Source organism: Changpingibacter yushuensis (assembly GCF_014041995.1).
GTDB lineage: Bacteria > Actinomycetota > Actinomycetes > Actinomycetales > Actinomycetaceae > Changpingibacter > Changpingibacter yushuensis.
In genome coordinates this window covers 2,390,699-2,416,663 of the sequence record NZ_CP059492.1, presented here as the reverse complement: position 1 = coordinate 2,416,663, position 25,965 = coordinate 2,390,699, and the positions used below count along the sequence as shown (strand labels likewise).

The following is a 25,965-nucleotide window of genomic DNA, read 5'->3' as shown; positions in this document are numbered from 1 at the left end:
GCACTCTTCACTAAGTCAACAGTTCGGGGACGAGCGCAAGGACACACCATGGCTTCTCTAATCAGCACCGGCGACGAAGTCTTCCTCATGAAGAAGGGCGGCGCGAGCGTGCGTAGGCGCTCATATTCACGCACTATCGATGTGCGGGCCGCCGGTGGAGTGATATGGCGGCGATCGAAGAAGAGCATTGAAGTAGTCCTGATTCACAGGCCTCGATACGACGATTGGTCATTCCCTAAAGGCAAGCTCAAGCAGGGGGAGGATCTGCGCTCCTGTGCCATTCGCGAGATCTTCGAGGAGACTCGGCTGCACGTGGCGCTTGGCCAACCGGCAGGTGTGATTCGTTATCGCTTGGGAAATGGTCAACGTAAGGAAGTTACGTACTGGATGGCCCAAGAGCTTCCGAGCGATCATCCTGCGATTGTGGCTCGTCCTTCATACAGCAAGGCGTCAAAGAACGAGATTGATGGGCTGGTGTGGCTCCCATTGGAGCAGGCCATTGAGAAGTTGACATCAGAGTTGGACCGGGCGATCCTTCGAAGATTGCGGTCGATGAAGGAATCCGGCACACTCGAGACCTCCGCCGTGCTATTGGTTCGTCATGCGAGGGCCGTTAAGCGATCCAATTGGAAAAAGGGCAACGGGAGTGAAGTTACCCGCCCGCTCACACCCCGCGGTGTCAAGCAGAGCAAGGTCATCGCCGCGCAATTGGCTAATTATGGGGTAACCCAGCTTCATTCCTCCCCATGGAAACGCTGCATGGATACGTTGCGACCATTCGAACAAGCGGCCCGCATCAGAATCGTTGAGCATCCCGAACTGACCGAACAGGCTTTCCGTGATTCGCCCGAGCCGCTCAAGCAAACTATGAGGCAACTTCTGTGCGGAAACACGCCATCCATCGCGGTGTGCCTTCACCGGCCCACACTGGAGAGCGTCTTCCGGAGGATTGCGCACCGGACCACTGCCGACGTCGTCGCCAAAATACCGCGAGAAGATCCATATTTGAAGCCGGGAGAGATCCTCGTGGCACATGTGGCACGGGTTGACTCCGACAGTGGAAAAACCCGCGTGGTAGCCGTGGAGAAGTTCCGGCCCACTACGCTGGCAGTGGTCTGAGAGCTTCTTGTTGCTTCAAGCTTCAAGCCTCAGGCTTCGCGGAAGAATGACCTTCTGCTTCAGAAGCCGGATTCTCGGCTTGTGGCGTTGGCTTCGAAAGAGCCCGAGCTTCAGTAAGGACACGCCGTGACCTGCGGATCTGACCAATCCAGTCCACGCTCAGTGCAACAAGAGCGAGCCAAATGACTGCGGTGCCCACCCATCGCACGGGTTCCATCTCCTCATGAAACACAAGAATGCCGATCGCCATTTGCATCACGGGCGTGACGTACTGGATGAGGCCCAACACGCCCAGAGGTAGTCCTTGTGCAGCTTTCGCAAAGAGCACGAGTGGAATAACTGTCAGGATGCCAGCACCCACGAGCAGGGCAGCATGCCAACCCCAGGCGATCGGATGTTCCCCGGCGGCTTGATGTGCAGCTAACGTGTTGAACGATGTTGTGCCCTGAATCGCCAGCCACACATAGTAGAAGATGAGGAAAGGCGTAACAGCGGCGGTTTCCACCACGAGGCCCTCGAGAGGTGGAACAGAACCGGAGATGGTCTTCTTCACCAAGCTGTACAAGCCAAATGACAACGCTAGGGCGAGCGAAATCCACGGTAGGCGGCCCATGCCAATCACCAGAATCACAACCGCCAAACATCCCAAGAAGATTGCTACCTTCTGGGCTCGGGTGAGCGCTTCATGGAGCACAAATCGTGCCAACGCCACAGTGACCAGTGGATTGATGAAGTACCCGAGTGCGGCATCAATTGTGTGCCCTGATTGGACCGCATACACGTACACCGTCCAGTTCACCACAATGAGCCACCCCGCAGCTGACAGGCGAAGGACGGCACCCCTGTCACGGATGGTTGCCTGGAGTTGACGTCCGCGCCGCATCACGAACACTGCGAGCAACGCCGTGAGAAGACCCCAGATTGCGCGGTGAACAATCACCTCAATTGAACCGGCTGGGGCAAGCGTATGAAAGTAGAGCGGAAAGAAGCCCCACATGAGGTAGCAGCTCAGGCCGAGGGACAAGGAGCGTAGATCGAGTGCACCGGAATCAGAAGTGGATGGCACCGCCGAGGCTCCCTTCGAGGAAAGTGGTGCACCGCAGTGGCGGTGCTAGAAGTCTCAAGCATAAGAAACCGGGTAAGTGAGCTAATTGGGTGCCCACGTAATCTCGAGAAGGCCGACCACCCAAAGGGCATTTTTCCTTGAAAACTAGCGGTTGATTCCCGGTATGTGATTCACCTCGCAGGACCGTTAACCCTCTGTTCACCACTCATAACCGCTGCGGTTACTGGGCGCTCCTAACGTAATGGTTGAACGCACGGTGCGTTCCAGAACTCTTTGAGTTTCCACCATCTGAAGGACGTAACGCAGTGAAGATTGCACGCACTCACACGGTCGCCACAGTTGCTCTCGCCGGCGCCTTGGCGTTGACCCTTTCCGCCTGCCAGTCAGGCGATTCCGAATCTGATAGCACTACTGACTCCGGCAGCGCGACCACATCCGAATCAGGAGCCTCCCAAGGTGACCTTTCGGGCACCATCAACGGCTCTGGCGCTTCTTCCCAGTCCAACGCGCAGCAGGCATGGCGCGACAACTTCGCATCGGTCCAGTCGGGCGTGACCATCAACTACGAAGCAACTGGTTCTGGCACCGGCCGCGAACAGTTCATCGGCGGTCAGGTTGACTTCGCTGGCTCCGATGCCGCTCTTTCGAGCGATGAGCTTACGTCGGCCACCAACACGTGTGGCGGCGTCGGGGTTGTGGAACTCCCTGTCTACATTTCCCCCATCGCGGTTGCTTACAACCTGCCCGGTGTTGATGACCTGAACCTCTCCGCTGAAAACGTTGCGGACATCTTCTCAGGTGCAGTCACCAACTGGAGCGACGATTCGATCGCCGCCAACAACCCTGATGCTGACCTTCCTGATCTGGCAATCATCCCAGTGAACCGCGCGGACAAGTCAGGTACAACTGAGAACTTCACGCAGTACCTTGCAGATGCCGCTGGCGATGCATGGAGCTACGATCCGGCAGAAGTGTGGCCCGTGGATGGCACGCAGTCGGCAGAGAAGACCTCTGGCGTTGTGCAGCTGACCCAGTCCGTTGAAGGAGCTGTGACGTATGCCGACGCTTCGCAGATCGGATCGCTCAGCCACGCCAACATTGAAGTCGATGGCTCATTCCTCGCCTACAGCCCCGAGGCTGCCGCTGCGATCGTTGACGGCTCCCCAGCCGCTGCGGACGCTTCGGATACTGTCCTCACCTTCGATCTAGTCCGCGATGGCTCTATTGCTGACGCTTACCCGATCGTCATGGTCTCCTACCTCATTGGCTGCCAGTCCTACGACGACGCCGCCACCGCCGCCAACGTCAAGGCCTACTTCAGCTACATTGCTTCTGCTGAAGGCCAGCAGGTTGCAACCGACGCCGGTGCAGGCAACGCCCCCATCTCAGACGACCTGCGCGCTAAGGTCGAAGCTGCGATCGAAACGATCGGCTGAGACCTCCGCTAGGTGATGCGGGTTGGTTCCTGTGCCAACCCGCATCACTGCGCTAGGAAAGGCTAACCGTGAGTGAGAAACGAATGAGCGACCGCAAGGAGGAATCTATGGCGATTGGTCTGGAAGAGGCCCCTGAGGCTGAACGCACGACGTCGTCGAAAACCGTTGCGCCGAAAGTGGTTTCACCGGAGATTGCACCGCGGAATCCTAAGAAGCGGCGCGGTGATTCCGTGTTCGCCGGATTCGCACAAGGTGCAGGAATCATCATTATTCTCCTGCTTGGAGCTGTTGCATTCTTTCTGGTATCGCAGTCATATCCGGCCTTCGTCGCTTCAAAGGAGACGATCCAGACCGAGATTGGCTTCTCAAAGGGCATGTCTTTCTGGCAGTTCGCTGGCGCGGCGCTCTTTGGCACAGTGCTTTCGGCAGTTATCGCACTTGTGGTAGCAGTTCCGTTTTCGATCGCTATTGCACTTTTCATCTCGCATTACGCTCCACGGAAGTTCGCGAGTGGACTCGGCTACGTGATCGACCTGCTCGCGGCCATTCCTTCTGTGGTGTTCGGCTTGTGGGGAATGAAGACCTTAGAGCCGATCATCCGGCCCATCTTTACCTGGATTTCAGACATTCTTACCCCCGCCCTCCAGTGGTGGGTCGATTCTGTTCCCGGCATGGGCTACATGGCCGAACATTTTGAATGGTGGCCTCTGACCCCTCAGCTGGTTCAGTTCGTGCCCCCGGCTAGGAACATCCTGATGGGTGGCCTAGTGCTTGCAATCATGATCCTGCCCATCATTACCTCTCTATGCCGCGAGGTATTCCTCCAGACTCCGCGCCTGCAAGAGGAAGCTGCGCTGGGATTGGGCGCCACGCGCTGGGAAATGATCAAGATGACCGTGCTTCCCATTGGGCGCTCTGGCATTGTTTCAGCCTCAATGCTTGGTTTGGGCCGCGCACTCGGGGAGACCATGGCCCTGCTGATGGTTCTTTCGGCCGGGCTGAAGGTCAACTTCTTCATCATGTCGCCGGGCCAGCATTCGACCATCGCATCGCAGATTGCTCTCAACTGGCCTGAAGCCCAGGCAGGCCTTGAACGTCAGTTCCTCGTGGGGCTCGGTTTGCTCTTGTTCGTGCTGACCTTCGTAGTCAACTTCATCGCCCGCCGCATCATAGCCCGGTACGCAGAGTTTTCAGGAGCCAACGGATGAGTATCAACGAAAGTGCTACCGACGCCGTCGCGCCAGTTGTTGCCACGCCAAAAGTAGTCTTCACCCATTCGGGGCGTCGCCTCCCAAATTGGGTTTCATGGACTGTACTGCTGGCAAGTGCTTTGGGTTCTGTGCTGGTATTCCGGCTCATGGATGCTGGTTCCATCTTTGTTGAACTCTCCGTGGCCTTGATCGTGTATGTAGCGGCAATGTTTGTGCTTTCACGCTACGTGGAAGGCGGCCGGGCTAGCACTGATCGCATGGCCACAACACTGATCTCAGGGTCATTCCTTCTGGCGCTTGTTCCTCTTGCTTCGCTCCTTGTGACTGTTGTGGTCAATGGCATGGAGCTCATGTCGCCCGCATTCTTCACGCACACTACGCAGGGCATGACCCTGACGGGTGCTGTTCCGGGTGCTGGCCATGCCATCATGGGCACGCTGCAGGTCACTCTCTCCACAGCCATCATCGCTATTCCACTGGGCATTCTCACTGCTATCTACTTAGTGGAGTACAACGGTGGCTGGCTCTCCCGCGTTATCACCTTCTTAGTGGACATCATGACGGGTATCCCGTCGATCGTCGCTGGCCTCTTTGCTGCGGCTGCTCTTCCAGTGATCGTGGGTAATCCGGGATACCGTTCCGGTTTCATGGGTGCCGTGGCGCTGGTGGTCCTTATGACGCCAATCGTTGTGCGCAACACAGAGGAGATGCTTCGGCTGGTCTCCAACGAACTGCGCGAAGCTGCCTATGCACTCGGCGTTACGAAATCGCGGACAATCGTTCATGTTGTGCTTCGCACCTCGTTGCCGGGCATTGTCTCTGGATGTGTGATCGCCACAGCGCGCATTATTGGCGAGTCGGCACCGCTACTCATTACGGCTGGCGCGACAGACTATTACAACTTCTCGATGTTCAATGATCGGGTGATGACCTTGCCGGTGTTCGTGTACAACCAGTACGTAGCAGGCAACTTCTCTATGGCTTGGGCAGGCGCTCTTGTCCTCGTTCTCATCGTTCTTCTGCTCAACCTCTTCGCGCGAATCATTGCGCGCGTCTTTGCCCCCAAGGGCCAATAGTTCGCATGCATACCGCGATTCAGCTGCTGCACACTTCCAAACGAAAGGATTCTCGTGATTCAGGGAATTGACGTCACTGGCGAGAACATCTATTACGGCGAGATGAAGGCTGTTGAGGACGTTAATGTTCACATCAAGCCACGCTCGGTCACCGCGCTTATTGGACCTTCCGGTTGTGGAAAGTCCACATTCCTACGCTCGCTCAATCGCATGCACGAGGTTATCCCTGGCGCACGTGTGGAGGGCGAAGTAATGATCGATGGTCAAAATATCTACGCTCCGGGCATTGATCCGGTGGACGTGCGCGGGCGAGTGGGAATGGTGTTCCAGCGGCCAAATCCTTTTCCCACGATGTCGATCGGGGATAACGTGCTGGCAGGCTTCCGCCTCAACAACCGCAAGGTAAAGAATGCTGAGGCCGAAGAGATCATCGAGGCTTCGTTGCGCGGTGCAAACCTGTGGGAAGAGGTCAAGGATCGCCTAGATCGTCCGGGTTCATCGCTCTCCGGCGGCCAGCAACAGCGTCTGTGTATTGCACGGGCCATCGCGGTGAAACCTGAGGTGTTGCTGATGGACGAACCTTGTTCAGCACTGGACCCGATCTCCACCTTGGCCATCGAAGACCTCATGAATGAGCTCAAGAGTGACTACACGATTGTGATCGTCACGCACAACATGCAGCAGGCCGCTCGTGTTTCTGAGATGACGGGTTTCTTCAATATTGAGGGCACGGGCAAGCCTGGCCACCTAGTTGAGTTCGACCAGACCGAAACAATTTTCTCGAATCCCGCCGAAAAGGCAACTGAGGATTACGTATCCGGGCGTTTTGGCTGATTTTTTCACCCTTTTCACAACTGAACGCATCTCTTCCTGCAATGGTGGCGTTTCCGACACGCGGAAACGCCACCATTTTTGCAACTATTTGCAACATTCTGTCATTGACTGCCCTAAGTGTGAGCGCTAACATCACAACTATGGCTCAGACCACCGTTTGATGCCAAGGAACACCGATTGCGCAGTGAAGCGCGCCATCTCTGCAGCGTTGCAGAAGAAGAAAACTGCATTTGAAAGCCCTAGACACGAGGACGTGTACATGGAGAACTCCCAACCCTCACTCTTGCCGGTACGGCAAGACCGCCATCATCGTGGAGGTCCGGCTCGTGGCGGAAGCCGGCGGATCAAGGCGACGGCAACCTTTGGAATCGGAGCACTCTGCCTTTCCCTGATGTCACCGATCGCGGCGATTGCAGCTGAATCGGACGTACAGACGGTTTCGGCCGAGTCGCCCTCGCCCACCGCCCACTACGACATGTCGCACAGTGGAACAACCCTCACAGATGTCTCAGGGAACTCGCGCAACGCGACTCTCGTGAACCTCAACGATTCCAGCTTTGGAACATATGGGGGCGACGACGTTCTCTCATTCAAGGCCAGTGGTTACGCCGCCTTGCCTCAAGGACTTGTGACGGCAGCTGACAATGACTTCACCGTTGAGATGACGCTTCAATCAACCACGGCTTCGGCCACCATGGGTTGGGTCATCGGCGACGGCGTCGGTTCGTGGAATACCACGCAACTTGGCAACCACGTATTCATGGCACCAGTCTCCAATCAGAGCGGCTACTCGAACGGAATCCTCACAGCGATTCGTGTGAAGTCTGGAACCGCCAACGGTGAGACGCGAGTACCTTCGGGAGGCGCAAAACTCAACTCGGGCTTCAGTACGGTGACGGTGACGTCGTCGGGAAACACAGTCTCTGTGTACGTGGACGGAGTCCTTGCCACGTCTGGTACACATACGTATTCGTTGAGCAGCATAATCCCGTCAGGGGACATCCTTGGTTACATCGGAAGGTCCCTCTACAGCGGTGATGCCTTGCTCACTGCAGATGTCACCGATATGAAGTTCTGGGACGAGGCGCTTACCAGTACCCAAGTCGCAGAATCGATGCCAACGAGCGCTGAAAAGGCGCAACTGACCACCGACTTCATTTCGGCTGGAATCCTTGCAAAGACTCTTGGGAAGAATGCTTCGGCGAATGCTGTGACAAGTGACCTCACTTTCCCAAGTTCCGTTAATGGCGTTGCGCTCACGTGGTCAGTTCCAACCGATCAGAATGCGCTAGCGGCAGATGGAACGGTTACCCGGCCCGCAGTTGGCCAATCTGACGCGACAGTGACAGTCACGGCGACAGACGCAAACAACAACAAGTATCCGTTGAACTACACGATCAAGGCCATCAAGGAGTCCGAGATTTCGGATGATGTTCAGGCCGACGTCGACGCAGCGATCGCGGCGTTGGGTACCAGCACCACCGAGAATCTTTCGATGGTTGCCACAGGCGAAAACGGATCGGCGATCACGTGGACCAGCTCAGATACATCCCTCGTCACCGAAACGGATGCCAACTATGCGGCTCCTTCCGTGGGTGCGGCAGATCCATACGAGGGTGCTGGTCAGGTCACCCGCAACGCATACGGCGATGGTGACCAGACAGTTACGGTGACTGCGACTGCATCTATCGGTAGCATCACTGCTCAGAAGTCTGTGGAGATCACAATCAAGGAGAAGACCCGCACAGCTCCGGATACCGGGTACGCTGCGGCGACCTTCGAGAGCGATGGTTCGACCGGTGAGCGCATTTGGATGGCTTCCACCACTGAGAACAACTTCTTCACGTTCGTAACTCGCAACAACGGCCAGCCGGCGATCACGTCAACTACTGACACCGGTGGTCTGCGCGATCCATACATTCTCAAGTCGCATGATGGCGATAAGTACTACATGATCGCAACAGATCTGAAGGTTGCCGACATGGGCTGGGGTGACAATCAGCGGATTGGATCCCTCAAGGTTGAGGTGTGGGAATCCACGGACCTCGTTAACTGGGAGCGAACCAACGATGAGAACACCGGCATCACGGTCAACTCTGATGATGCTGGGATGACCTGGGCGCCGGAGGCCTACTGGGACGATTCACTCGATGCCTACGTAGTCTTCTTCTCCTCGCGTATGTACACCGATTCCGACCATAACAACGCGGTCAAAGGTAAGAACGGCGGTGCGTACAACATTGTCCGTTACGTCATCACACGTGATTTCAAGACGTTCTCCGACCCTGTGGATTGGCAGGACACTGGCTACTCGCGTATCGATTCAACCGTGTTCAAGATTGGCGAGTACTACTACCGCCTGACCAAGAACGAGGAGTCCGGTGCGGCAGGCACATTCATTACCACAGGTAAGACGGGCTTCCTCGAGCGCTCTAAGGTCCTGACGGCAACCACAACGGAAGCCTCTCCAAGTAACGATCCAGAGACCTCATGGCAGCTCTTGGACCAGAATCTCCTTCCTTTTGAGGGCTTCGAGTCCATCAAGCTCAACGCGGACGATCCGAACAATAACGCGGCCGGCGACGGCTACCTACTTCTCGCAGATTCGGGCGGCTACAAGGTATTCATGACTAGCGAGAGCGCGTTGACTACGGCTTCGTGGACCAACCGTCTCTCTCTTACCTCCAACTGGTTCACCGAGAAGACTCCTGGTTCTGGAGTGACTGGCCGCGTGACCTCGAACGGCATGCCCAACAAGACGCGTCACGGTGCATTCGTCAACGTTCCACAGACGGTTCTAGACGCAATGGAATCTTGGACAACCATCGAGGCTGTTGATTCGACGACGACGGCGGACTATGACTCCGATTCGCGCGAAGTTCAGATCAGTGTTGCTGCAAGCGACAAGGGAACACTGGCAGGAAGCGTGGTGCTCACCTCCGGAACATGGACCAAGACTGTAAAACTTGCGGCTGACGGTACGGCAACAATCACGCTGCCTAACGACGTTGAGGGTGATGTCACTGTTGCCTACGACGGCTACACCGATGGACTCGTGAACCCTTCGAACACAACGGTCACTGGTGTTACCGCTGTTGATCCGGAGCCGACGCCGGAACCGACGACGGAGCCGACGACGGAGCCGACGACTGGGCCGTCTGGTGTGGTTCCTGTGGTGGATGGTTCTGTGGGTGTGAATGTGTTTTTCCAGGATTCGTTGGTTCGGACTGTGACGGAGTTTGCCGCGAAGATTGCTTCTGCTGATGAGGTGTTGTCGGGTGATTTTGATGGGGATGGGGTAGATACTCTGGTTCTTCGTACTGGTCGCACGTATACGTTCTTGGATGCGAACCGGTCGGGTGCGTCCAGTTATTCGATTGTGTATGGTCCGGCGGGCAGTATCCCTGTCGTGGGTGACTTTAATGGGGATGGGTCTGATGATGTGGCGGTCAAGGCTGCCTCATCGAACAGGTTTTATGTTCGCTATAGCGTGGATGGTCGTGTGCGTGGTGGGTCTGCTGATCTGAGTGTGGCCTACGGCAAGGCGTCTGATGTTCCTGTTGCGGGTGATTGGGATGGTGATGGTGTTGCGGGCCTGGGTGTGCAGCGTGGGTCGCGGTTCTTGGTGAAGCAGGTTGCTTCTGGTGGGTCTGCTGATGTGGTGTTTACGTTTGGTCGGGTATCGGATCGTGCGGTTGTGGGTGATTTTGATGGTGATGGGGCTGATTCGGTTTCGGTTGTTCGTGGGACGCGTGTGTTTGTGAATGATCGGTTGGCTGGTGGGTCTCGTCCAGGCTTTGTGTTTGGGCGTTCTTCTGACCAGCTTGTTGCTGGTGACTGGTTTGGTTCTGGTAGTGACACGTTAGCCGCCTACCGCAAGTAGGTATGCAGGTCAGGTGTGGTGCACTCAACGCACCACACCTGACCCCCTCCCTGTTACGGAAAAACCTGGAACCGCTGTTGGGTAGCGGTTCCTCTTTCAACGCATATGTGCGTCAAACCACGAGTACAAGGAGATCACGTGAGTCACACTTTGATTCGCAGGGTCACGAGCGTTCTTGCAGGATGCGCAACTGTGGCCGCTGGCCTAGTAGCACTTCCGGCAGCTTCGATGGCCGAAGATTCAACCACATTGGACGACTACAAGGCTGCCTCCACGGTGCTGGCAGACTTCGACTTCAACAATCTGGCTGCTAGCCAGACAGGCAGCCTGACCGATGCTACGGGTAATGCCAAGGCAACTATCAGCGGCACGGCCAAAGTTGGCACGGGAAGTGACGGCACCACCGCTGCCCAGATGGACGGCGGAACATCGAAGTTCTGGCTGGACCTCAAAAAGGCTGATGGATCGTCGATACTAGGGGAGAACCCTCATGCGATCACGATTTCCTACGATTCCAAAGCTGCCGGAACCACCTATCCCTGGGCCTTCTACGCTGCACCGAGCACAGCCACTCAGACGTACCAGTATGAGCATTACGTCGGCGCGCTTGACCTCACCAACAAGTTGACCATTGAGCGCTACAACAACTCAGGATCTCGCGTCTCAACGGCAAATGTGGCGGCGACGTCGTCGTCGAATTGGAAGCACGTGGACCTCGTACTAACCGATGAAGCCACGACTCTGTACATCGACGGAACGCAGGTTCAAACGAGTCCCGCAACGTCAGTACACTCTCTGTCTAAGATCATGGGTTCATCGAGTATCTTCCAGATTGGCAAGGCTAACTGGGGATCTGGCGAGTATTTCAGTGGTCTGATCGACAACTTTGAGATTTACGATAGTTCCGCTCCCGCTGCTGAGGCGGCATTTGAGGCGATTTCGGTGGCAAGCACCGCTACAGCAGACTTCGCACTTACTACTGCATCAAACGGAAAGACGATTGAGTGGACGTCGTCGAACTCCGATGTGATCAGGATCGATGCGGCGCAATCGACTGCCGTGGTCACTCAGCCTGGCGCCGGTGAATCCGATGCAGAAGTGACACTAACCGCCAAGCTTGACGGAGCAACACGAACATTCACTGTTACGGTAGCGCGGTTGCTCTCTGCTCAGGAACAGGTTGATGCGGATCTGGCAGCAATCGATGTGTGGAGCGCCGAAGATACGCGAAGCAACTTCATCGTGCCAGCGGTTGGCTCGGAGTACTCATCAGATATCGCGTGGACTGTGAAGTCAGATGGTGGAAGCAACGCTGAAATATCTGACGGCTATTCCGCCGACAATCAGAAGGTGAGCGTTTCGCGGCCCGCAGCGGGTACAGATGACGCCACGCTGGTGCTTACTGCCACGGTCACGAAGGACGGTGTTTCGGCCTCAAAGGACTTCAAGGTGACGATCGCAGCGATGCCATCTACTGAGAATGTCGGAGAAGCATATGTGTGGGCGTTCTTTACTGGTGAAGGCGTTGGCGGCGAGAAGATCAGCTTGGCCGCGTCGAAGGGAAATGACGCTTTAAGCTGGAACACGCTCAATAATGGAACACCGTTGTTTACCTCGACCGAAGGTGAAGAAGGTCTGCGCGATCCTTTCATCATTGAGTCGAAGGACGGCGATAAGTTCTACATGCTCGCCACAGACCTCAAGATCTCTGGCCGTTCGACAGTAAATGGCTTGTCTGGCTTTGCTGGAGCACAGGCCAATGGCTCCCTCTATATTGAGGTATGGGAATCTAACGATCTGGTCAACTGGTCCAACCAACGCCACATCAAGGTCAATACCGACTATGCAGGTAATACGTGGGCTCCCGAAGCATATTGGGACAGCGAGCTGAATACCTACGTGGTGTACTGGGCGTCGAACATCTACACGGACGATACGCCGCTTGCTCGCAAGGCGCTGACGTACAACCGGATGATGTACGTGACCACCGATGACTTCATTACGTTCACGGATCCTCAGGTCTGGATCGACGTCGATCGTCGCGGGCAGGCAGGCGCGGGCTCTATTGACGTCACGGTTCAAGAAGTCAACGGCGTGTACTACCGCATTTACAAGGACGAAAACTCGATGACATTGCGTCAGGAGGAGTCCACAAACCTGCTTTCTACCGTGACTACCGCCTACCCCACCACTGCGGGTGCGGAGGATGTGTGGACCACTGTTGGTGAGAAGATCGGTTACGGCCAGAGCAATGGCTATGGCGGATCTTTCACAGCGGGTGAAGGCCCGTCGCTCTTCAAAGCGAACGACGACGACGTAAACGGATACCAGTATTACCTCTTTGCGGATCAGCCGAACTATCATGGCGGACCCAACCACTATGTGCCTCTGGCAACTACAGATATCACCGATGCATCAAAGTGGAAGGTCATTGGCAACGAGATGCCTGCGGCCAACTTCCCGAAGAATTCGGATGGTGGACTGCCACGTCATGGCACGGTCATTTCGGTGACTCGGGCGCAGTACCAAGCAGTGCTTGAAGCTTATGCTCCAAATATCGCTGTCTCCTCCGTGGATGCGCTCAGCACTGAAACGAAGGTGGACGTTGCGCCAACCCTTCCGGAGACTGCCCATCTGACGATGGCCGACGGCACCGAGCAGGACGCCGAGGTTGTCTGGGACGAGGTTGCCGAGGATTCATACGCCACGGCAGGAACCTTCACAGTTCAGGGAACCGCTCAGAACGATTCTCGTGAGCCGGTCGAGATTGTGGTCACGGTCAAGTCGGATTCGCCTGAGCCGACGACTGAGCCGACGACTGAGCCAACAACTGAACCGACAACTGAACCGACAACTGAACCAACAACGGAGCCAACAGCGGAACCAACGACTGGGCCGTCTGGTGTGGTTCCTGTGGTGGATGGTTCTGTGGGTGTGAATGTGTTTTTCCAGGATTCGTTGGTTCGGACTGTGACGGAGTTTGCCGCGAAGATTGCCTCTGCTGATGAGGTGTTGTCGGGTGATTTTGATGGGGATGGGGTAGATACTCTGGTTCTTCGTACTGGTCGCACGTATACGTTTGTGGATGCGAACCGGTCGGGTGCGTCCAGTTATTCGATTGTGTATGGTCCGGCGGGCAGTATCCCTGTTGTGGGTGACTTTAATGGGGATGGGTCTGATGATGTGGCGGTCAAGGCTGCCTCATCGAACAGGTTCTATGTTCGCTTCAGCGTGGATGGTCGTGTGCGTGGTGGGTCTGCTGATCTGAGTGTGGCTTACGGCAAGGCGTCTGATGTTCCGCTTGCGGGTGATTGGGATGGTGATGGTGTTGCAGGCCTGGGTGTGCAGCGTGGGTCGCGGTTCTTGGTGAAGCAGGTTGCTTCTGGTGGGTCTGCTGATGTGGTGTTTACGTTTGGTCGGGTATCGGATCGTGCGGTTGTGGGTGATTTTGATGGTGATGGGGCTGATTCGGTTTCGGTTGTTCGTGGGACGCGTGTGTTTGTGAATGATCGGTTGGCTGGTGGGTCTCGTCCAGGCTTTGTGTTTGGGCGTTCTTCTGATCAGCTTGTTGCTGGTGATTGGTTTGGTTCTGGTAGTGACACGTTAGCCGCCTACCGCAAGTAGGTATGCAGGTCAGGTGTGGTGGGTGCACCCCCACCACACCTGACCCCCACCACACCTGACCCCCACCACACCTGACCCCCACCCACACCTGACCCCCCACCACACTGACCCTTCACATCTCATCTTTGAATGAACTCCGCCTGCACCGAACAGAGCGGGCTCTACGAAGTGTCGGAGCATCTTTCGCATCGATACCTACGGGGGCGTCCGAACACCCCGATTTACCCAAGCATTCACGACTAAGTACAACGACAACATCACAAGACAGGTTTTGGGCAGGCTAGGATCCTTGCGCCCGAAACCAACGATGCGCCCGCAAAGCGGCAGGCGCAGATCAGGATCTATCAGCTTTCATACATCGAAGCTGACTGGCCCATCGTAGGGCCACAGGTTTCAGATGCATGAGGGAATCACACATGGGAACGACGGTGTTACCTGCCCTATGAGGGCTGTGTGCCGAGTTCTGTTTGCGAGAACGGGAAAGAACATGAAGATCTGGAGACGGGCAACGGCCATTATGGCCGCATTGCCGGTGGCGTTGACGGGTATGGTTGCCGGTACAACGGCGGCCACCGCAGCAGAGGAATCAAGCGGCCTTGTGGCTGAATACCTCTTTACAAGCAAACCCACGGATGGGACGACCGTAGCGAACACGGCAGAAGGTTCAAGCCTTGGTAGCGCTGTGGTTCAGAATGCTTCAGACGGGCTGTGGGCTGACAGCGCTTTGACGCTTTCGGGTGGTGCAAAGACCTCCACAGGTGACTGGGTGAGGCTGCCAGATAACATCCTGAAAGGCAAAACGTCTGCCACCGTGCAGACCGAGGTCAAGATGGATTCCACAATGCTTTCGGCATTTCACTTCCTGTGGAACGTCGGAAACTCGTCATCCAACACTGAGTACATGTTTGCGGCACTCAAGTGTGCAGATAACCGCACACCTCTCGTCGGCATCAAGTCTTCGGGCAGCGAAACCTTGGTGCAGTCCGGGTCGTGCGGAGTAAGCGCCGGCCGTTGGATGTCAGTAACTGCCGTTATTGACGGTGGAACTTCACCTGCCACAGCAAAGCTATACATTGATGGCGTTGAAGTCTCCAGCGGATCGGTCAGTTCGACTCCGGCGGACATCGTTGATCAGTCGCTGAACACCATTGGTCGCTCACCATGGCCAGACGCGCTGTTCAAGGGCAATATCTCCACCTTCCGCGTGTATGACGAGGCCCTTTCCGGTCAGGAAATCGCGGACCTTTCAACTGCTGACGCCCAGATTCACGCCTCCGCGTTGACCACCACTGCTCAGGGCATTATCTCCGGCTTGAATGTGACGAGCCAAACCATAGACTCGAACTACGTTGCGTTGCCGACCGCTAACGGTGCGGTCACATGGACCTCATCCAATCCTGATGTAGTTGCCGTCAATGGCACAGTGAATCAGCCGGCCAAGGGATCCAGTCCAGCTATTGTCACGGTTACCGCCAAGGCTTCCGTGCGCGGTATCTCCGTGTCACAGGATTACACGTTTACGGTTAATCCCACTTCGCGTGAAAGTCAGGCGATAGTCGACGACGCCGCAGCCGCTTACGTTGTACCGCCAGTTGTCATGAACGGTAGCACCCTTCCTGAACCCGCCTCCGGAACGGCTGTAACTGTGACAGCCACAAGCGGTCTCACAGTGAAGGACAAGACGATCTCCGCTGAGGGTGGCAACACGAGCGGAACGATCACCGTTACTGTTAGCAAACCAACTTTGCCTGGCGTCACGGCTACGAAGACCTTTGACGTGAAGGTTCTATCTGCAGAGACCTCATCGTATGTTGCTTCGTACGATCGGGTCGCGACGTCGTCGTCGCAAGCGAACAATGGAGACATCTCGAACTCCATGCACCTCGCACTGGCTGGCGCGGATGCCTCAGCTTGGACCCCGCTTAATGAGAACTACGGTGTGTTCTTCGCTCGCAGTGCCACTCCTCAGCCAACGAACCTCAATATCAGTACCTCGATTCTGCGGAGCCTGAAGGACCCTGCGGCGTTCTACATGGCTGATGGCACCTTTGGAGTGGTTGCCGTTCGGACGGCCCGTGGTACGGCCACCGCAGACAGCACTGGAAAGTCTTCGATTCTTTTCGCAACGTCTACTGATCTTCTCTCATACAACGAAGCGGAGAACTCAAAGGGAATCATCAATGTTGGCGAAACGAATGGCGTCAACAACCCGCGCGCCGTTTACGATACGGCTTCGGATCAGTACCTCGTCTCATGGACTGATGACAATGGAACGGCCAAGTACACGACATTTGACGAACTAAAGGACTCTACGTCCACGCACGGTGACCTGATTGTCGGTACGGCACCAACGACCGGTGCGATGGCATCGACGGCGGGTATTGACAACTTCTCCTCGGGAACCATGATTCCAATCGACAAGGAGACTGCTGAAGCACTAACGGTACGGCTTGGAACCACCAAGAACACTGGATACACGGCATTCAATGACATTACGGTGAAAGCCGGTGACGATCTGGACGCTTCCAAGCTTCCGGATACCGTTGAGCTCACGTATTCCGATGGCTCAACTGGAACGCTGCCTATTTCCGAATGGGACACTTCGTCTATCGATACATCGAAGGCCGGAACCTACGAGATTATGGGTACCGTCAAGCAGACGGAGTACCCACTTCCATTCGCGGAAGAACGCGCCGATCCTTCGGTATACAAGTGGGAGTGGACCCATGGTGGCACCACCGAAACGAAGTACCTGATGATTGCCACCAACGATATCTACGGCGACAACGTGGGGCAGCATGGTACTCCGCACATGCCAGTGCGAATGGCAGATACCATCAAGGGCCTCGCCGATGTTGCCGGCGATTCCAACTTCCTTATCGATTCCAATGGCTACCAAGCACAAGAGAGCATATTGCTGACGAAGGGCGACAAGAACACCGATGGCCAAGCAATAACCGGTAGCTTCTGGGCGCCGGAGTTCCACGAGATTGATGGCAAACTGACAATCCTCTTCATGCCGAGCTACAACAATGTGTGGACAGACGGCGCCTCAGCATTCATGCAGCTCAAACAGGATGAAAACGGAGAAGATCTCGATCCGACCGTGGCCGCGAATTGGACCACACCTCAGACAGTGCTTCGCAAGGACGGCACCACGGCCTTGGCCAAGGATGCCAACGGAAACCGGGGAATGTCATTGGACATGACCTATTTCCAGGATGAGCAGGGTCAGTCCTACTACGCATGGCAGCAGCTCGGTGCTGTGTACATCGCCAAGATGGACCCATCGAATCCGGGTCTGCTCACAACGGATCCTGTACGGATCGTTGCTCCCGAATATGCGTGGGATAACGCGATTGCTGAGGGGCCGAATGTGGTGACACATAACGGAAAGCTCTACCTCATCTACTCCGGATCTGGTGTTGGAGTTACCTACACGACCGGTCTGGCTATGGCCGATGCTTCAGGTAACGCTGATCTGACAGATCCAACATCTTGGACCAAGCTCAATTACCCAATCCAGAAGTCTGGAATCTTCAACGGGCAGTGGCAGCTTGGAACGGGCCATGGCATGTGGTCTGAAGATGAGGATGGTAACCAGATTTACGTGTTCCATGCTTACGCCAACGCGACGAATGGTTACTCAAACTACTCCGGGCGCGACATGTTTGTTCGTCGCGTTCACTGGGCATCTGACGGTCTGCCGATCTTCGATATGGACTCCGATCAAGAGCTTGCTTCGGACACCGTTTCATTGAAGGTGACTGTTGAGCCGACGACGGAGCCGACGACGGAGCCGACAACGGAGCCGACAACGGAGCCGACAACGGAGCCGACGACGGAGCCGACTGCTGGGCCGTCTGGTGTGGTTCCTGTGGTGGATGGTTCTGTGGGTGTGAATGTGTTTTTCCAGGATTCGTTGGTTCGGACTGTGACGGAGTTTGCCGCGAAGATTGCTTCTGCTGATGAGGTGTTGTCGGGTGATTTTGATGGGGATGGGGTAGATACTCTGGTTCTTCGTACTGGTCGCACGTATACGTTTGTGGATGCGAACCGGTCGGGTGCGTCCAGTTATTCGATTGTGTATGGTCCGGCGGGCAGTGTCCCTGTTGTGGGTGACTTTAATGGGGATGGGTGTGATGATGTGGCGGTCAAGGCTGCCTCGTCGAACAGGTTTTATGTTCGCTTCAGCGTGGATGGTCGTGTGCGTGGTGGGTCTGCTGATCTGAGTGTGGCCTACGGCAAGGCGTCTGATGTTCCGCTTGCCGGTGATTGGGATGGTGATGGTGTTGCAGGCTTGGGTGTGCAGCGTGGGTCGCGGTTCTTGGTGAAGCAGGTTGCTTCTGGTGGGTCTGCTGATGTGGTGTTTACGTTTGGTCGGGTATCGGATCGTGCGGTTGTGGGTGATTTTGATGGTGATGGGGCTGATTCGGTTTCGGTTGTTCGTGGGACGCGTGTGTTTGTGAATGATCGGTTGGCTGGTGGGTCTCGTCCAGGCTTTGTGTTTGGGCGTTCTTCTGATCAGCTTGTTGCTGGTGATTGGTTTGGTTCTGGTAGTGACACGTTAGCCGCCTACCGCAAGTAGATGTGTAGGTCAGGTGTGGCGCACTCAACGCACCACACCTGACCCCCACCATACTGACCCCACCCGTGGTGCCAGTGCCAAGTATGACGGAAGAGGTTGCCGGCCACCCACAACCGACAACCTCCCACCACACCCACCAATGGCCACGTACCCAATGTGAATACGCAGTGCCCACCCATGAGTTATATGGGCCGCAATCTCAATGCTCCGCAACATTTGTACAAGAGGTATTGCATATGGGGGCTCAGCGCTGAGCCCCCACCGTCTGGGGCTATTTGTTCCGACATAGAACAAGAAAGCTCTGATCAGCCCTTGGCTTACAGCACTAATGAAGGGAAACATAGTGCACCGCTTCAGAAAGATCGCCGCATTAGCTGCGGCTTTACCCTTGGCTTTGACAATCACCTCCGGTGCTGTTGCTAATCCGGCGTCATCTGATGCCACGCAAGCAACCGCATCAACTCAGCGTGCCGATGCTGTTGGTGAGAATGGCTACTTCTGGCTCCACTTCGGGGCTACAGACTACGAGAAGATCTACTACGGATACTCAGATGATGGATTGAGCTGGGAGAAGCTCAATAACAACAATCCTGTGATCAGTTCAAACGCCGGTACGAAAGGCATTCGCGACCCGCACGTGGTGCGCCTGCAGCAACCCGACGCGAATGGAAACAAGTACGTCATGCTCGGAACCGATCTGCATGCCGAAGGCACGGCAGGTGGGCGTACGTGGGATCAGGTCAACGCAAGCCAGAACATCGTCGTCGCATATTCGAAAGATCTCGTAGAGTGGACGGAACCAACGCTCGTCCACTCCGGATTCTCTGACGCAGGTTGCGTATGGGCCCCTGAAGCAATCTGGGATCCGGAAACCAACGATTACCTTGTCTACTATTCGGCACGGGACAAGACGCAGAACGGCACGTCGGACTGGAATCTGCGCGTGTACAAGACCCACACCAGTGACTTCACAACCTTCAGTACGCCTGAAGTCTGGCTAGATGAAAGTGCACTGGGTACTGACACGGCCGGGAACATCATCGACACCACGATCGTCCAAGGCGACGACGGCGACTACTACCGTTTCTCAACTTCAGACTGGTACACGACCGTAGACGTTTCAGACTCGCTGGAGGGTGACTGGACTCGGCTGGTGGAGCGCGATTCAGGTGTGACTGCAAGCGGCACGTCGAAGATTCCTGAGTTCGCTGACGATCACGTCATCTCAACTTCGGCTTCTGGCCTGAGCACCCGAATCGAAGGTCTGACCGTATACCAAGCTCCCAACGGTCAATGGATCGCTATGGGAGACAACGGTGGATACTCCGCCTACACTATCGCGAACCTATCTGATCTAAAGACGGGCGGAACGTTCAAGGCGGCGACGTCGTCGTTCTCCGCACGATTCCGGCACGGAAGCGTCATTGAACTAACTGCGGCTGAGCGGGCCGCGATTCTCAAAGCTTATAGTGACGAAGCTGTGCCTGTAGACCCGGATCCGGTTGGTTCCGATCCGATCGCTTCGTATGACTTCTCCGATGGGACCGCGCGAGATACCTCCGGAAACGGAAACGATCTGACCCTCTACAATGGCGCTGCAATCGAAGCATATGGCGACCGCGACAACAACAAGGCACTTTCTGTGCGTGGAGGTTCGCAGTATGCGGCATTCCCACAGGGCTTGTTCGATGGTCGCAACGAACTTACGATCGAATACACGGCCAAATCTAGACTTAGTTCTGGGAACTTCTTTTCCTTTGCCATGGGTCAGAACGATCAAAAGTATCTCTTCACACGGCTTCGGGCAAACGACGTCAATACAGCAATGACAGCCTCATCGTGGCAGGGTGAACAGAAGACTGCCGCCTCAACCGATACCTTGGCGTGGCACACTTACACACTTGTTCTCAAGCCCGGCGTGATGACTATGTATATCGATGGGCAGAAGGCTGCAACGAATACAGCGGTGACTTTGACGGTAGCGGACCTAGGAAAGAACCTTCTCGGCTACCTTGGACGGTCCTTCTACTCAAGTGACGCCTACTTCAACGGAGCATTTGACGATATCTCAATTTGGAACTACGCGAAGTCAGAGGGAGAAATCGATCCTTCGGCAGCTCTGTCGGTCACTGATACTGAACAGATCCTCTCGCAGAAGTCCACACTCCAAAAGGATGGCTCCTACGTCAAGACAATCGTTCTGGACTACTGGGCTGATGCCAAAACGGGTGAGCTCTCAGATAAACGGGATGTTCAGTTCTCCTACGCTCTTGCAGAAGGAGCTCAGCTGTATCGCAATGGCGATCCGATAACCGTTTCGGATCTTAATGCCATCACAGACTACAGTCAGCCAGTTAAGGTAACCGTAGTTGTCGGTGGTCAGGAACTGACCTACACGATAGGTGCCGAAGTTCTGGTGACACCTCTCCGGATCTCCGCAGACGCCGCAGCTTCAACCATCGGATCAACCGATCAGACGGGTGAGACCGGGTGGAAGTACTTCGCAGATCCGCAGGTGGTAGCTGCCGATGGAAAGTACTATATTTTCCCAACTACGGACGGCTTTTCAGGATGGAGTGGATATCAGATCCATGCATTCGAATCAACAGATCTGGTTACGTGGTCAGACAAAGGTGTTGTAGTCGATCTGAAGGATCAGAATCTCGACGGCGTGGCTGACTCTGGCATTCTTCCCGGCCGCACCTCGCGGGCCTGGGCGCCAGGATTTGCTGAGCGAGACGGAAAGTATTATCTCTATTTCTCTGGAGATTCCCAAGTCAATGTGGCAATTTCGGACACCTCCAAGGGCGGTAATGTCTTTAGCGGATACCAACTCCAATCGGTGAAGGTTGAGTCGAGTATCGATCCAGCTGTGTTCGAAGATCCCCAGACGGGCAAGTGGTACCTAACGTGGGGACAAGGCCCAGGCAAGTATGCCGAGTTGAATGACGATATGGTCTCCATCAAACAGGGGACTACCGTCACAACAACAGCCACAAAGAACATTCGCGAAGGCTCATACATAACCGCGCGTGAATGGAACGGTGAGTGGACTTATTACTACAGCTACTCAATTGACGATACAAACGCTTCCACATATCGAGTCGCATACGCCACGGCCAGCTCGATGGAAGGCGACGGAACTCAGTGGACCTATCGCGGCGAGATTCTCACTAAGGATGATGGAAAGGGAGTTCTTGGCACGGGACATCACTCGCTGCTCCAAGTCCCGGGAACCGATGACTGGTACATGGTCTACCACGCATTCCTGACCGACGAAATGCGTCCGCGCGGCATCGACAAGACCACTGGAGCGCAGATCGCGACTGGCAACAAGCGAGAGACGCGAATTGCGCGCCTCACCTACACGGAGCCGACGCTTGAACAAACTCAAGCGGGTGAAGTGCCTCTGATGAATGTTGTTGATGTGACATATGAAGGGGTTGATCCTGAAACCACGCCCGAAGTGACGATCACAGCCGCAGCCAATGCCGAAGTCGGCACAGATCTGATCGCTGCTTTCAACGACGGTTGGACGGTTAGGGATGTCCAATGGTTGCGCGATGGAGAGCCGATCGAAGGCGCCACCGCCGCAACGTACACGTTGACGAAGGCAGACGCTGGCCACCAGATCTCAGCGAAGGCAGTTGGCGAGTCAACTACTGAAGTGTTGGACAATGCCGGAAGTGCTTTGACGCGTACGGACTCATTGGAGTCCAACAGCATTGAAGCGGTGCCGGGTAATCCTGAGCCGACGCCGGAACCAACAATTGAGCCGACGCCGGAACCAACAATTGAGCCGACGCCGGAGCCGACGCCGGAGCCGACGCCGGAACCAACAACTGAACCAACAACGGAGCCGACGACTGAGCCGACTGCTGGGCCGTCTGGTGTGGTTCCTGTGGTGGATGGTTCTGTGGGTGTGAATGTGTTTTTCCAGGATTCGTTGGTTCGGACTGTGACGGAGTTTGCCGCGAAGGTTGCTTCTGCTGATGAGGTGTTGTCGGGTGATTTTGATGGGGATGGGGTAGATACTCTGGTTCTTCGTACTGGTCGCACGTATACGTTTGTGGATGCGAACCGGTCGGGTGCGTCCAGTTATTCGATTGTGTATGGTCCGGCGGGCAGTGTCCCTGTTGTGGGTGACTTTGATGGGGATGGGTCTGATGATGTGGCGGTCAAGGCTGCCTCGTCGAACAGGTTTTATGTGCGCTTCAGCGTGGATGGTCGTGTGCGTGGTGGGTCTGCTGATCTGAGTGTGGCCTACGGCAAGGCGTCTGATGTTCCGCTTGCGGGTGATTGGGATGGTGATGGTGTTGCAGGCCTGGGTGTGCAGCGTGGGTCGCGGTTCTTGGTGAAGCAGGTTGCTTCTGGTGGGTCTGCTGATGTGGTGTTTACGTTTGGTCGGGTATCGGATCGTGCGGTTGTGGGTGATTTTGATGGTGATGGGGCTGATTCGGTTTCGGTTGTTCGTGGGACGCGTGTGTTTGTGAATGATCGGTTGGCTGGTGGGTCTCGTCCAGGCTTTGTGTTTGGGCGTTCTTCTGATCAGCTTGTTGCTGGTGATTGGTTTGGTTCTGGTAGTGACACGTTAGCCGCCTACCGCAAGTAGATGTGTAGGTCAGGTGTGGCGCACTCAACGCACCACACCTGACCCCCACCATACTGACCCCACCCGTGGTGCCAGTGCCAAGTATGACGGAAGAGGTTACCGGCCACATGAACTGGTCCTTGGAAGATGGGTTGGTGAGTTCAGCTCGGATTCTCAGGGGCAGCTCAAGGCCGACGGCTTTGACAATCTGAATGTGACTCCATCCGGTGCAGGGACGAAGGCGAGGTACTTCTAGATCGTGGTTCTAGAACTACCCACTTCCTGCCCGGTGGGCGATGGGAAGTTGCGGGCCGCGCCCGCAACCACCCACCGCACAATGGAATGCTCTCTACCTGTGTTTAGCCTTTGGCGGCTCTTCACTTTGCTAGCTGATTACTCCGGCTGCGGAATGGCGACCTAGGTAGATAGCGTGCCGCAGGCTCATCGTGATGTGTGTGGTCATCGAGTGAGCATATGAGAAAAGAGGGACCCTCGGACACCCGTCCGAGGGTCCCTTTCCGCACTAACGGAGAGGACACGCTAATCCTCGCTGCGTAGCCACCACCACGCCTTACCTCGTCGTCGTCAAAACCTTCGTAACCACCAAGCCCTCCGTAGCCGCACCAAGGACCCAAGGTGTGGGCCGGAACAGGGTTGTCGCTGCGCGTGGCCCGATGTCTGAAAAGGTGGACAATGGGCCATTGACTCCGTTTCTCCTTCAGCGAAGATTGTCCGCAACGCATGGACTGTTAGGAAGTTCGGCAGGAAAAGCGAAATGATGTTACGAAAGCGACAGTGGAGGTACCTGTGGAAACCGTTATTGCTCTCGGGCTTATCGCGATTTGCTTCAGTTCGGTTCTTGGACCTCGGCTCAACGTGGCTGCGCCGCTGATACTGGTGGTGGTTGGCGCCGCCGTCGGCTTCCTGCCGGGAGTACCCCTCATCCATATCGAACCCGAGCTGGTACTCGAAGTACTGCTTCCACCGCTCCTGTACGCCACCGCGGTATCGATGCCGGTCATGGACTTTCGGCGCGAATTCTCGCCGATTGCTGGTCTCTCCGTCGTGCTCGTTATCCTCAGCTCCGTGGCCTTGGGATTCTTGCTGTGGTGGCTGATTCCCGATCTGGACATCGCGTGGGCGATCGCGCTGGGCGCCGTGCTGAGTCCAACTGACGCCGTAGCCACGTCCATCGTGAAATCAACTGGCGTCTCTCCCCGAATCGTGGCGATTCTCGAAGGGGAGGGCCTTCTCAACGACGCCACCGCCCTGGTCATGCTCAGAACCTCTATCGCCGCTGCTGCGGCCTCGTTCAGCGTGATGGGGGTAGCAGGGTTGGTTCTCTACTCGGTCGCGATTGCCGCAATCATTGGTTTTGCCGTTGGAAAGCTCAATCTCTGGGTTCGTTCCAAGATTACGAACACAGTGGCGACGACGACGCTATCGCTCGCAGTTCCGTTTGTTGCGATGATTCCGGCGGAGGAACTGGGTGCTTCCGGTTTGGTGGCTGCGGTGGTGGCAGGCTTGGTAACCGGGCAGGGAGCCGCCAAACACTTCTCGCCGCAGCAACGCACATCCGATTACCAGACATGGCAGACAGTGGAGTTTGTGCTTGAGGGAATCGTATTCCTGACTATGGGTCTGCAGTTTCACACCCTCATCGACGATCTGCCTGATCACGCGGCGAGTGTTGTGGCTCAAGCCGCGGGAATAGCTGGCATTGCCCTAGTGGGAAGTGTGCTTGTGCGGGCGATTTTCGTGGCGCCGTTGCTTGGAGTCTTACATCGGCGTTCAGTTCGCCGTTCCAGGATGAAGCCACGACTAGAACGCTTCCAAGAGGTCCTTTCGGGAGATCATGTTGAAGCAATCTTTGAGGAAGTTAGGGAGACCGGCGAAGTTCCTGACCACATCGGAACGGAAGAGCAGCGCGCCCAGATCGAGGCACGCCTTGCAGATCCTCAGGTTCGGCGGCGCTGGTACAGGCGCACCCGGAGAGGCACGATGAGTCTCGCGGAGCTGCGCAGCAAACTGTCTCGGACCTTGGCGGATATCGACTATTTCGTGAGTTCCCCGCTCACGTGGCGTGACGGCACGGTGGTTGTGTGGGCGGGTATGCGCGGCGCCATCACTGTGGCGGCGGCACAGACCTTGCCTTTGGATGCCCCGCAGCGATCATATCTAGTACTCATCGCATTCTTTGTCGCAGGTTTCTCTTTGCTTATTCAGGGTGGAACTCTGCGGCGGTTTGTTGCGATCGTGAAGCCAACTCCTGGACCAACCGAGGAACAGATTCAGGCGGATGCGCAAGAACTGAGTAGGTTGCTCGATTCGGCGGCGGAAGAGTACCTTTCACAGTCAAAGCCGAACGACGACACTGAGCTTGGGGCGATTGTGGCACGGAGGGATGAGCTTCTCCGGGTGCGCGATGAGCACACTTTTGACGCGGCGTTGCTCTCCAGCGCGCTAGAGAGCCTCGATGTGGAGCAACTCCTCGTGGAGATGAGGAGGGCCAAGCCCTTCTGAGCGGGGTAGTGAAG

General features: G+C 55.9%; 11 protein-coding genes. 10 read left to right on the top strand and 1 reads right to left on the bottom strand.

Annotation, left to right across the window (positions count from 1 at the left end):
- Positions 1–48: 48 nt before the first annotated feature.
- Entirely contained in the window at positions 49–1,119 is a 1,071-nt protein-coding gene (locus H2O17_RS10400) for an NUDIX hydrolase (RefSeq protein WP_182049605.1), read from the top strand.
- Between the two features lie 22 nt (positions 1,120–1,141).
- Here H2O17_RS10400 and rarD read toward each other — a convergent pair whose 3' ends face one another.
- On the bottom strand, positions 1,142–2,185 hold the full coding sequence (gene rarD / locus H2O17_RS10395) for an EamA family transporter RarD (RefSeq protein ID WP_246311242.1): 1,044 nt from the start codon (positions 2,183–2,185) through the stop codon (positions 1,142–1,144).
- 305 nt (positions 2,186–2,490) lie between these two features.
- Between rarD and pstS the strand changes: the two genes are divergently transcribed.
- From pstS to H2O17_RS10350, 9 genes are all read left to right on the top strand, one after another.
- Positions 2,491–3,621 (top strand): phosphate ABC transporter substrate-binding protein PstS, encoded by a 1,131-nt coding sequence (pstS, locus tag H2O17_RS10390; protein ID WP_246311241.1) that lies wholly within the window; start codon positions 2,491–2,493, stop codon positions 3,619–3,621.
- 68 nt (positions 3,622–3,689) lie between these two features.
- A complete protein-coding gene (gene pstC, locus H2O17_RS10385; protein ID WP_246311240.1) occupies positions 3,690–4,829 on the top strand; it encodes a phosphate ABC transporter permease subunit PstC in 1,140 nt (379 codons plus the stop codon).
- Positions 4,826–5,908 carry a phosphate ABC transporter permease PstA gene (pstA, locus tag H2O17_RS10380; RefSeq protein ID WP_182049604.1) on the top strand — a complete coding sequence of 361 codons (1,083 nt, stop codon included), beginning with the start codon at positions 4,826–4,828 and terminating at the stop codon, positions 5,906–5,908. The genes pstC and pstA overlap by 4 nt, the downstream gene beginning before the upstream one ends.
- Before the next feature lie 54 nt (positions 5,909–5,962).
- Positions 5,963–6,742 (top strand): phosphate ABC transporter ATP-binding protein PstB, encoded by a 780-nt coding sequence (gene pstB, locus H2O17_RS10375; RefSeq protein WP_182049603.1) that lies wholly within the window; start codon positions 5,963–5,965, stop codon positions 6,740–6,742.
- A 259-nt stretch (positions 6,743–7,001) separates the two neighbouring features.
- Entirely contained in the window at positions 7,002–10,625 is a 3,624-nt protein-coding gene (locus H2O17_RS10370; protein WP_182049602.1) for an immunoglobulin-like domain-containing protein, read from the top strand.
- Positions 10,626–10,763: 138 nt separating this feature from the next.
- On the top strand, positions 10,764–14,249 hold the full coding sequence (locus tag H2O17_RS10365) for an immunoglobulin-like domain-containing protein (RefSeq protein WP_182049601.1): 3,486 nt from the start codon (positions 10,764–10,766) through the stop codon (positions 14,247–14,249).
- Positions 14,250–14,736: 487 nt separating this feature from the next.
- Positions 14,737–18,837 (top strand): family 43 glycosylhydrolase, encoded by a 4,101-nt coding sequence (locus H2O17_RS10360; RefSeq protein ID WP_182049600.1) that lies wholly within the window; start codon positions 14,737–14,739, stop codon positions 18,835–18,837.
- Positions 18,838–19,180: 343 nt separating this feature from the next.
- Positions 19,181–23,449 carry a family 43 glycosylhydrolase gene (locus H2O17_RS10355; RefSeq protein WP_182049599.1) on the top strand — a complete coding sequence of 1,423 codons (4,269 nt, stop codon included), beginning with the start codon at positions 19,181–19,183 and terminating at the stop codon, positions 23,447–23,449.
- Positions 23,450–24,235: 786 nt separating this feature from the next.
- Positions 24,236–25,951 (top strand): cation:proton antiporter, encoded by a 1,716-nt coding sequence (locus H2O17_RS10350; RefSeq protein ID WP_182049598.1) that lies wholly within the window; start codon positions 24,236–24,238, stop codon positions 25,949–25,951.
- The last annotated feature ends 14 nt before the right edge of the window (positions 25,952–25,965 follow it).

Excerpts from the sequence above, each read along its gene's own strand:
- H2O17_RS10360 (WP_182049600.1), top strand. The coding sequence starts at position 14,737 with ATGAAGATCTGGAGACGGGCAACGGCCATTATGGCCGCATTGCCGGTG.
- H2O17_RS10400 (WP_182049605.1), top strand. The coding sequence starts at position 49 with ATGGCTTCTCTAATCAGCACCGGCGACGAAGTCTTCCTCATGAAGAAG.
- pstA (WP_182049604.1), top strand. The coding sequence starts at position 4,826 with ATGAGTATCAACGAAAGTGCTACCGACGCCGTCGCGCCAGTTGTTGCC.
- H2O17_RS10370 (WP_182049602.1), top strand. The coding sequence starts at position 7,002 with ATGGAGAACTCCCAACCCTCACTCTTGCCGGTACGGCAAGACCGCCAT.